5 protein-coding genes are annotated in these 4,826 nt (G+C 70.2%); all 5 read left to right on the top strand.

The window, feature by feature from the left end:
* Positions 1-183: 183 nt before the first annotated feature.
* Positions 184-945: a 3-oxoacyl-ACP reductase FabG gene (gene fabG, locus CCL05_RS34485; RefSeq protein ID WP_086564585.1), complete on the top strand. Its 762-nt coding sequence runs from the start codon at positions 184-186 to the stop codon at positions 943-945.
* A 21-nt stretch (positions 946-966) separates the two neighbouring features.
* Positions 967-1,719, top strand: coding sequence for an SDR family oxidoreductase (locus tag CCL05_RS34480; RefSeq protein WP_086564584.1), 753 nt, complete (start codon positions 967-969; stop codon positions 1,717-1,719).
* A 198-nt stretch (positions 1,720-1,917) separates the two neighbouring features.
* Positions 1,918-3,504 (top strand): ABC transporter substrate-binding protein, encoded by a 1,587-nt coding sequence (locus CCL05_RS34475; protein WP_167409671.1) that lies wholly within the window; start codon positions 1,918-1,920, stop codon positions 3,502-3,504.
* A 117-nt stretch (positions 3,505-3,621) separates the two neighbouring features.
* Entirely contained in the window at positions 3,622-4,305 is a 684-nt protein-coding gene (gene ung, locus CCL05_RS34470) for a uracil-DNA glycosylase (protein WP_086564582.1), read from the top strand.
* Positions 4,306-4,403: 98 nt separating this feature from the next.
* Positions 4,404-4,826, top strand: a 423-nt coding sequence (locus tag CCL05_RS34465; RefSeq protein WP_086564581.1) for a hypothetical protein, incomplete at its 3' end; no start/stop codon positions are given.

The raw sequence follows: 4,826 nt of genomic DNA, 5'->3' as shown, positions 1-4,826 counted from the left end.
GCCCACCCTGCCCGGCGGCGCGCGGCCGTAGGCCGATCGGGTGTCCCGGAAGGCGCCGCCGGGCAGGGTGGGCACGGGTAATGGATCACATGCCGAGCGCGCCCGTTGACACCGCGTGCCAGGGCTTCTAGCGTCACACCCACTGAAGGTACTAAGCGGTCGCTCACCTGAGGAGAAGCAGCCATGTCCACCACTGAGCAGCGGGTCGCCGTCGTCACCGGTGCCGCGCGCGGGATCGGCGCCGCCACCGCCGTACGGCTGGCAGCCGAGGGTCGCGCGGTCGCCGTACTCGACCTCGACGAGGCGGCCTGCAAGGACACCGTCGAGAAGATCACCGCCGCCGGCGGCAAGGCCATCGCGGTCGGCTGCGACGTCTCGGACGAGGCGCAGGTCGAGGCGGCCGTCGCGCGGATCGCCGAGGAGCTCGGCGCGCCGACGATCCTGGTCAACAACGCCGGCGTGCTGCGCGACAACCTGCTGTTCAAGATGAGCGTCTCCGACTGGGACACCGTCATGAACGTGCACCTGCGCGGCGCCTTCCTGATGTCCAAGGCCTGCCAGAAGCACATGGTGGACGCGGGCTTCGGCCGGATCGTCAACCTGTCGTCGTCCTCGGCCCTGGGCAACCGCGGGCAGGTCAACTACTCGGCCGCCAAGGCCGGCCTCCAGGGCTTCACCAAGACCCTCGCCAAGGAGCTCGGCAAGTTCGGCGTCACCGCCAACTCCGTCGCCCCCGGCTTCATCGCCACCGAGATGACCAAGGCCACCGCCGAGCGCGTCGGCATGGGCTTCGAGGACTTCAAGGCCGCCGCCGCCACCCAGATCCCGGTGGCGCGCGTCGGCGAGCCGGAGGACATCGCCAACGCCATCGCCTTCTTCACCGGCGAGGCGGCCGGGTTCGTCTCCGGCCAGGTGCTGTACGTGGCCGGCGGACCGCTCGACTAGGGATCACAGGAGCTCACGGACATGACTGAACTCTCCGGCAAGGTCGCGCTCGTCACGGGCGCCAGCCGCGGCATCGGCTACGGCGTCGCCGAGGCGCTCGTCGCGCGCGGCGACCGCGTGTGCATCACCGGCCGCACCGAGGACGCGCTCAAGGAAGCCGTCGAGCGGCTCGGTCCGGACCGCGCGATCTACGCGGTGGGCAAGGCGCACGACGAGGCCCACCAGGCCGCCGCCGTCGAGCGCACGATGGAGGCCTTCGGCCGCGTCGACTACCTGGTCAACAACGCCGGAACGAACCCGGTGTTCGGTCCGATCGCCGATCTGGACCTGAACGTCGCCCGCAAGGTCTTCGAGACCAACGTCGTCTCGGCACTGGGCTTCGCGCAGCGGACCTGGCACGCCTGGCAGAAGGACAACGGCGGCGCGATCGTCAACATCGCCTCCGTCGCCGGCCTGTCGCCCTCGCCGTTCATCGGCGCGTACGGCGTCAGCAAGGCGGCGATGATCAACCTGACCGTGCAGCTGGCGCACGAGTTCGCGCCCAAGGTGCGGGTCAACGCGATCGCCCCGGCCGTCGTGAAGACCAAGTTCGCCACGGCCCTGTACGAGGGCCGGGAGGAGGAGGCCGCCGCGGCCTATCCGCTCGGCCGGCTCGGCGTGCCCTCCGACATCGGCGGCGCGGCGGCGTTCCTCACCTCCGGGCAGTCCGACTGGGTCACCGGCCAGACGCTCGTCGTGGACGGCGGCATCTTCCTCAACGCCGGCACGGGCTGACCTCGGCGACGGCACGGCCCGGCACGGGCGCCCCTGCGGACAGGCGGCGCCCGTGCCGGCGTAAAAACGCCGCAAACGCCGCTGACAACGTAGTCAAAGGTTTATCGATCAAGAGGTGATGTCCCGGGGCGGGTCAGCGGGCACGGCACTGCGGTATGGTCTGCCGACCCTTGGTATGGCAGATCGAGGAGCGTGCGCGTGTTCAACCGGAACCGATGCCTGCGGCGGGTGGCGGCCATCGCGTCCATATCGTCCCTGCTCGCCGGATGCGGCGTGCTGTCGTCCGACACTCCGGAGGACGAAGGGCCGATCGTCGTGGGCACCACCAGTGCCCCCAGCACGCTCGACCCTGCCGCCTCCTGGGACAGCTCCTGGGAGCTGTTCCGCAACATCTACCAGACGCTCCTGAGCTATCCGACCGGCGCGAGCGAGCCCCAGCCGGACGCCGCCGAGAGCTGCGGCTTCAGCGACTCCTCGAACCAGGTGTACCGCTGCGAGCTGCGCGAGGGCCTGAAGTTCTCCAACGGCGACGCGCTCGACGCCCGCGCCGTGAAGTACTCGTTCGACCGGATCCGCAAGATCAACGTCAACGGCGGCCCGGCCGGTCTGCTCGGCAGCCTGGAGCGGGTCCAGGCGCCGAACGATCGCGAGGTGATCTTCCACCTCAACAAGCCCGACGCGACCTTCCCGTTCGTGCTCGCCACCCCGGCCATGTCGATCGTCTCCCCGGCGGCCTACCCGGAGGACTCCCTGCGCAAGGGCAGCGACGTCGTGGGCTCCGGGCCGTACGCCCTCGACTCCTACGACGAGGGCAAGGAAGCCGTCCTCGTCCGCAACGACAGCTACAAGGGCTACGCGGAGCGCCGGAACGACGCGGTGACCATCCGCTACTTCCAGGACTCCGGCGCCATGGTCAAGGCCCTGCGGGACGAGCAGATCGACGTCACCTACCGCGGCCTGGGCGCCGGTGACGTGGTCGATCTCCAGAGCAAGGCCTCCACGGAGGAGGAGATCCAGCTCGTCGAGGGCACCGGCACCGACATCAACTACCTGGTGTTCAACCCGAAGGACTCCTGGGCGAACCGCAAGGCCGTGCGCCAGGCCATCGCCCAGGTCGTCGACCGGGCGGCGATCGCCCACAAGGTCTACAAGGACACCGTCGACCCGCTGTACTCCATGGTCCCCAAGGGCCTCACCGGTCACACGACGGGCTTCTTCGACGACTACGGCGACCCGGACGTCGCCAAGGCCCGCAAGATCCTCACCGGCGCCGGCATCAACCAGCGCGTCCCGCTCACCCTCTGGTACACCAGCGACCGCTACGGCTCCGAGACCGCCGCGGAGTTCAAGGAGCTGAAGCGCCAGCTCGATGACTCGGGCCTGTTCTCGATCACCCTGAAGAGCCGCCCCTGGAAGACGTACGTCGAGGGCTACCGGAAGGGCGAGTACCCCGTGTTCGGGCGTGGCTGGTTCCCCGACTTCCCGGACGCCGAGAACTTCATCGCACCGTTCGTCGGCGAGCAGAACGCCCTCGGAACGCCCTACCCGGCGCCCGAGATCACCGGCGATCTGCTGCCCCGGTCGCGCCGCGAGAGCGACCGCGCGAACGTGGAGAAGGAGTTCGAGGAGGCCCAGCGGATCCTCGTGGACGACGCGCGGCTGCTGCCGCTGTGGCAGGGCCGGCAGTACGTGGCGGCGAGCCGGGACGTCTCGGGCGCGGAGCGGGCCATGGACCCGTCGACGATCATGATGATGTGGGAGCTGCACCGCAAGACCGCCTGGTAGGCGGGGCGGGCACCGGGCTTTCCCGGCACGTTGTCCCCGGGCTTTCCCGGCACGTTGTCAGTGGTCGGCGGTAGGTTCTGTGGCCTGGAAGTGACCGCACATCGTGAGGACGTTGACGTGACCGACATCGCCATGCTGCCCGAGTCCTGGCGCGGGGTTCTGGGCGACGAGCTTCAGCAGCCCTACTTCAAGGAGCTGACGGAGTTCGTCGAGGAGGAGCGGGCGAAGGGCCCCGTCTATCCGCCGCGCGAGGAGGTCTTCGCCGCGCTGGACGCCACGCCGTACGAAGGGGTGAAGGTCCTGGTCCTCGGTCAGGACCCGTACCACGGCGAGGGGCAGGGGCACGGGCTGTGCTTCTCCGTCCGGCCCGGCGTGCGGATCCCGCCGTCCCTGCGGAACATCTACAAGGAGATGCACGAGGAGCTGGGCACGCCGATCCCGGACAACGGCTATCTGATGCCGTGGGCCGAGCAGGGCGTCCTGCTGCTCAACGCGGTGCTCACGGTCCGCGGCGGCGAGGCCAACTCGCACAAGGGCCGGGGCTGGGAGAGGTTCACCGACGCGGTCATCCGCGCGGTGGCCGGCCGGCCCGACCCGGCGGTGTTCGTGCTGTGGGGGAACTACGCGCAGAAGAAACTCCCGCTGATCGACGAGTCGCGCCACGTGGTGGTCAAGGGTGCGCATCCGTCGCCGCTGTCGGCGAAGAAGTTCTTCGGCTCGCGGCCGTTCACGCAGATCAACGCGGCGGTGGCGGCGCAGGGGCACGAGCCGATCGACTGGACGATTCCGAGCCTGGGCTGACGGGCCCACGCCCCGGCGACGTACGGAGCGGCCTCAGCCGGATCCTCCCGGCCTGCGGTTAGCGTCGGGAGGAACAGCGGGCGAGCGGTGCGGAGGGCGTGGTCGTGGAGCGACAGGGACATGCGGTGCCGGATGCCGTGCCGACGCGGATCGGGCAGGTCGTCATGCTGCACCACGCCGGCGACCGGGAGGAGGCCCGGCAGCGGTTCCTGGACCTGTGGGCGGAGATCGGGGAGCACGGCGACCCGCTGCACCGCTGCACCCTCGCCCACTACCTGGCCGACACGCAGGACGATCCCGCCGACGAACTGGCCTGGGACCTGCGCGCCTTGACGGCGGCGGAGGAGATCACCGTCGCCGGGACCCCCTCGGGGGAGGGGGCGCTCGCCGTCCGCGCGTTCTACCCCTCCCTTCACCTCAACCTGGCCGCCGACTACGACAGACTCGGCCACCGCGACGCCGCCCGCGCCCACCTGCGGCGTGCCCGCGGAGCGGCCACGGCCCTCACCGACGACCCCTAC

This window comes from Streptomyces africanus (assembly GCF_002150735.1).
GTDB classification, from domain to species: domain Bacteria; phylum Actinomycetota; class Actinomycetes; order Streptomycetales; family Streptomycetaceae; genus Streptomyces; species Streptomyces africanus.
This window is presented reverse-complemented; position numbering and strand designations above follow the sequence as displayed.